The sequence below is a fragment of the Niveispirillum sp. genome, assembly GCF_017996735.1.
Lineage (GTDB): Bacteria > Pseudomonadota > Alphaproteobacteria > Azospirillales > Azospirillaceae > Niveispirillum.
This window is the reverse complement of the sequence record NZ_JAGOGJ010000241.1, coordinates 1-5,013: the sequence shown is the minus strand read 5'-3', so window position 1 is coordinate 5,013 and position 5,013 is coordinate 1. Positions and strand designations below refer to the sequence as shown.

5 protein-coding genes are annotated in these 5,013 nt (G+C 64.5%); 4 read left to right on the top strand and 1 reads right to left on the bottom strand.

Features of this window, described 5'->3' with window-relative positions:
• Positions 1-176 precede the first annotated feature (176 nt).
• Positions 177-842 (bottom strand): glutathione S-transferase family protein, encoded by a 666-nt coding sequence (locus KBA48_RS32430; RefSeq protein WP_292912800.1) that lies wholly within the window; start codon positions 840-842, stop codon positions 177-179.
• A 136-nt stretch (positions 843-978) separates the two neighbouring features.
• Here KBA48_RS32430 and KBA48_RS32425 point away from each other — a divergent pair, with 136 nt between their 5' ends.
• The 4 genes from KBA48_RS32425 to KBA48_RS32410 all read left to right on the top strand — a co-directional run.
• Positions 979-2,364 (top strand): M17 family metallopeptidase, encoded by a 1,386-nt coding sequence (locus KBA48_RS32425; protein WP_292912799.1) that lies wholly within the window; start codon positions 979-981, stop codon positions 2,362-2,364.
• A gap of 114 nt (positions 2,365-2,478) precedes the next feature.
• On the top strand, positions 2,479-2,925 hold the full coding sequence (locus KBA48_RS32420) for a MarR family transcriptional regulator (RefSeq protein ID WP_292912798.1): 447 nt from the start codon (positions 2,479-2,481) through the stop codon (positions 2,923-2,925).
• Complete coding sequence (locus KBA48_RS32415) at positions 2,922-3,776, top strand: C40 family peptidase (RefSeq protein ID WP_292912797.1); 855 nt, start codon at positions 2,922-2,924, stop codon at positions 3,774-3,776. Before KBA48_RS32420 ends, KBA48_RS32415 begins: the two co-directional genes overlap by 4 nt.
• Positions 3,777-4,148: 372 nt before the next feature.
• A partial coding sequence (locus tag KBA48_RS32410) for a TonB-dependent receptor plug domain-containing protein (RefSeq protein WP_292912796.1) occupies positions 4,149-5,013 on the top strand: 865 nt, incomplete at its 3' end.

The following is a 5,013-nucleotide window of genomic DNA, read 5'->3' as shown; positions in this document are numbered from 1 at the left end:
TCCTTGTTTCTTGGCGCCTGATTTCGCGTTTGCATGGATGCTGTTGTGCTCCCGTGCCTGCGCGCGGGAACAGGGCCGGCACCATGCGCCCAAGCCAAGGGGCCGGTCAACGCCGTCATGGTGCCGCTTCGCGCCGTTTACATTGGTCCGGCCAGCGGGGCGTGGCCGGGGGGAATTCACATCCCCTCGAACTGTATCACCCAGGGTTCGGCGGCCGCCGCCGTCAACCAGTCCTGCATGGCGGACAGGGCATAGATGGCATCGATATAGGCGGCAGAAACCGGGTCCAGCGCCACGTTCCAGGTGCGCAGGCGCGTCGCGACGGGCGCGAACATGGCATCGGCGATGGAGAAAGCGCCGAACAGGAACGGACCGCCCGCCCCGAATCGGGCCCGACAATCGGTCCAGATGGCCAGCACACGGTCGATATCGGCCTGTGCGGCGGCTACACGATCGGGGCGGTCATGGCTGTTGCGAACATCCATGAACAGGTTCTTGCGCAGGTCGGGGAAGCCAGAATGCATTTCGGCCGACACCGACCGGGCAACGGCCCGCTTGGCGGCATCGGCCGGCCAGAGCTGTGCGGTCGGGAACAGTTCGTTCAGATATTCGCAGATGGCCAGACTGTCCCAGATAACCAGATCCCCATGGCGCAGCGACGGGGCCTTGCCGCTGGGCGCATGGGACAGAAGGGTGGTCTTGGTGTCCGGCTGGCGCAGCGGCACCACGATTTCCGCGAAATCGGCGCCGGCATGGCGCAGCGCCAGCCAGGGGCGCAGGGACCAGGACGAATAGGCCTTGTTACCCATGACCAGGGTCAAGGCAGCGTTGGTGTCGGACATGGAGCGGCTCTGCTTCACCGTTGCGGAGAGGATGACGGGAGAGTAGGGCTGTTGGCGAATAACCGCAAAGCCCCAACTTTGTGCGGGGACAATTGCGGCACCCACGCGCGATCGCCACCAGCAAGGACGAGATTTCGTGACCGCCCATCTCCTGACCGCCCCCGCCGCCGATACTGTTGCGCTGACGCTGCTGACCAAGACCGGGCTGGATGCCTGGCTGGCCGCCGCGTCCCCGGCCGATGCCGCCTGGGTGAAGCGCCTGGGCTTCAAGGCGGCGCCCGGTGCCACGGCGCTGCTGCCCGGTCCCGATGGGCAGATCGCCCGCGTGCTGGCCGGGGTGGGCGAGCGGATCGACATCTGGTCGCTGGCCGGCCTGCCGGGGACATTGCCCGCCGGCTCCTATGCCATTGAGGGGGACCTGGATGCCGACACGGCCACGGCTGTTGCCACGGGCTGGGTTCTGGCCACCTATCAGTTCACCCGCTACAAGAAGTCGACCAAGGAATTTGCCAGTCTGGTCCTGCCGGCCAAGGCCGATGGCGCCGCCGTGGAACGTTTCGCCAAGGCCGCCTTCCTGGTGCGCGATCTGGTGAACACCCCGTGCGAGGATATGGGGCCGCCGCAGCTTGCCGAGGCGGCGCAGAAGCTGGCGGGGGAATTCGGGGCGACGTTCAACGCCATCGTCGGTGACGATCTGCTGGCCCAGAATTATCCCATGATCCACGCGGTGGGGCGGGCCGCCGCCCGTGCCCCGCGCCTGATCGATCTGCGCTGGGGCGATGCGTCCCACCCGCTGGTGACGCTGGTGGGCAAGGGGGTCTGTTTTGACACCGGCGGCCTGGACATCAAGCCGTCGTCCGGCATGCTGCTGATGAAGAAGGATATGGGCGGCGGGGCGCATGCGCTGGGTCTGGCCCGGCTGATCATGGAGGCGAAGCTGCCGGTGCGGCTGCGCGTGCTGGTCCCGGCGGTGGAGAATTCCATTGCCGGCAATGCCTTCCGCCCCATGGACATCATCCCCACCCGCAAGGGCCTGACGGTGGAGATCGGCAATACCGATGCCGAAGGCCGCCTGATCCTGTGTGATGCGCTGGCCGAGGCGGACAGCGAAAAGCCGGCCCTGCTGCTGGATTTCGCCACGCTGACGGGGGCGGCGCGTGTGGCGCTGGGTCCGGACCTGCCGGCCCTGTTCTCCAACAATGATGAACTGGCCGCTGACATCCTGGCGGCGGGCGCGGCCAAGGATGACCCGCTGTGGCGCCTGCCTTTGTGGCAGGGCTACCGTGCACAGTTGGACAGCAAGATCGCCGACCTGAACAACGCACCTTCGGGCGGCATGGCGGGTGCCATCACGGCGGCGCTTTATCTGGAACAGTTCGTGTCGAAGGATACGGTCTGGGCGCATGTCGACCTGTTCGCCTGGAACCCGTCCAACCGGCCGGGCCGTCCGGAAGGGGGCGAGGCCATGACGCTGCGCGCCATGTTCGACGTCATCGCCAAACGTTTTGGTTCGAAACAGTAACAATCCTTGCTGTCCCGCCTTGCCGACGCGGCTGTTCTTCGGCACACTCCGTTTCCTGCCCGGCCGCTTATATCGCGTGTTGCCGGGCATGGACGCGGGTTCGGGGGGCGGGGCATGTCACGTAACCTAGAGGCGTTGCAACTTTGGCGACGGGCCCTGGTGGCCAGTGTGCGCAAGGATGGGCCCGACCTGTCCGCGCGGCAACTGGCGCTACTGCTCACCGTCTTCCTGACGCCGCCACCGCATACGGTGCGCGGGCTTGCAGCCACCTTGAATGTATCGAAACCCGCGATCACGCGCGCTCTGGACCGACTGGGCCGGCTGGGCTACATCAAGCGTAAGCGCGATCAGGAGGATCGCCGTAACGTGCTGGTCCAGCGGACCGTTAAAGGGTCCGTCTTCCTGGCCGAATTCGGCCAGATGGTGATCGATGCGGAAAAGGCACCCCCGGTCGGCGACGAAGGTGCTCCTGTTGCAGAGCCCGCCCTTGATGTCAGTGGCGTCGTGCCCCCGGTTATGGTGGACGGCGCCCGAACGGAAGCCTTGGCCCCATCGGCATGACCGACACTGAAAAGCTAGACCCCCGCGTCCATCCCTATCGGGATGACCTTGCCGCCACCTATCTGCGTGGCCGCGTCAATGCCGCCCGCTTCATCGATGGCGTTCCCTGTCAGATCGGCAGTGGTTTTGCCGCCGTGAAGGAGGAACCCTCCTTCGAGGCGCGTCAATCCACCGAACTCCTGTTTGGCGAAACCTTCACCGTCCTGGATGAACGGGATGGCTGGGCCTGGGGCCAGAACGGCACCGATGGCTATGTCGGCTGGCTGCGCGTGGAAGCGCTGAATGCCGATATGACGGTTCCCACGCACAAGGTATCGGCCCTGCGCACCTTTGTGCAGCCGGAACCCGACCTGAAGCTGCCCTTCCTGGACGTGTTGTCCATGGGCGCGCGGGTGGTGGTGACGGGGGAACAGGGCGACTGGCGCCAGATCGATGGCGGCGGCTGGGTCCATGCCCGGCATATGGCCCCCATTGCGGAGGATGCGCCGGATTTTGTGGCCGTGGCAGAACGGTTCGTTGGCACACCTTATCTCTGGGGTGGGCGCACCAGTATCGGCATCGATTGTTCGGGTCTGGTGCAACTGGCGCTGTTGTCTGCCGGTGTGCATTGTCCGCGCGACAGTGATCAACAAGCGGCTGCCATCGGCACCCTGATTTCCGCCGACGGCGCGGATGTGCAGTATAAAAGGGGCGATCTGGTGTTCTTCCCCGGCCATGTCGGCATCATGACCGATGCCGCCACTCTGCTGCATGCCAATGCCTTCCACATGCAGGTCGTGGCGGAGCCGCTGGCCGATGTTGTGGCCCGGGCCGGGGCAAAGGGCATCAATGCGGTAAAGCGGCCGGGCTGACGCCCGGTCACGCCCCGCCGAAGCCCGCCTTTCAACGGGCCTCGGCGGGGCCGGCGGCACCAACCGTAACTAGACCCGGATACGTGTGGAGACCTGCGCCCCGGCGCTTCTGTAGGCCATGTGCCTATGGGTGGCGGATACAAACGTTTGTAAACGTTTGGTTCGTGCCGGGCAATTCAGGCCCCGTCCACTGAACCAAGGCGAGCATTTAAGACATATCCTGACATAAATTGATGTCAAGAACGCTTGATATCATCAAAATCGCTGTTGCAAACGATTGCAGATTGTTTATTCTCATCCTCGAAGCAAAGGGGCGCCGGGAAACGGCTGTCCAATGATTGACCAAACCGGTCTTTGAGGGAGAGAACCCAAATGAAGTGCATTCTTCTGCGCGCGTCCGCGATGGGCGCGGCGTTGGCCGCGTGCGGCCTGTCGATGGCCCATGCCCAGGAAACCCAGGTCGCCCAGGCTTCGGCAGAGCCGCCCGCCGTCAGCGACGATCTGCAGCTTGAAGAGATCGTGGTGACCGCCGTGGTCAGCCAGACCTCCAAGATGCGCAGTTCCGTCTCCGTCTCCGCCCTGTCGGCGGATGACCTGATGCAGTCCGCCCCGCGCAGCACGGCGGAAATTTTCCGCAACATTCCCGGTGTCCGCTCTGAATCGACGGGTGGCGAGGGCAACGCCAATATCGCGGTACGTGGCCTGCCGGTGGCGGCCGGTGGTGCGAAGTTCCTGCAACTGCATGAAGACGGCCTGCCCGTCATGGAATTCGGCGATATTGCCTTTGGTAACGCCGACATCTTCCTGCGCGCCGACAGCAATGTGGCCCGGGTGGAAGCGATCCGTGGCGGTTCGGCCAGCACGCTGGCCAGCAACTCACCGGGTGGCGTCATCAACTTCATTTCCAAGACCGGCGACACCGAAGGCGGCAGCTTCGCCCTGACGCGCGGTATCGATTACGACACCACGCGCGGCGATTTCGAATTTGGCGGCGCCATCGGCGACAATTGGACGGCCCATATCGGCGGCTTCTATCGCGAGGGCGAAGGTGTCCGCAACGCCAACTACAACGCCGAAAGCGGCGGCCAGATCAAGGCCAACCTGACCCGCAAGTTCGAAAACGGCTATGCCCGCGTTTATTTCAAGTATCTGAACGACCGCGCCATCGGTTACCTGCCGCAGCCGGTGCTGGTCAGCGGCAGCAACAGCGATCCCAAGATCCGCTCCATCGCGAATT

What these genes read in the sequence shown, in the direction of transcription:
- KBA48_RS32430 (WP_292912800.1), bottom strand. Translation starts at nt 842, where the DNA reads ATGTCCGACACCAACGCTGCCTTGACCCTGGTCATGGGTAACAAGGCC.
- KBA48_RS32420 (WP_292912798.1), top strand. Translation starts at nt 2,479, where the DNA reads ATGTCACGTAACCTAGAGGCGTTGCAACTTTGGCGACGGGCCCTGGTG.
- KBA48_RS32415 (WP_292912797.1), top strand. Translation starts at nt 2,922, where the DNA reads ATGACCGACACTGAAAAGCTAGACCCCCGCGTCCATCCCTATCGGGAT.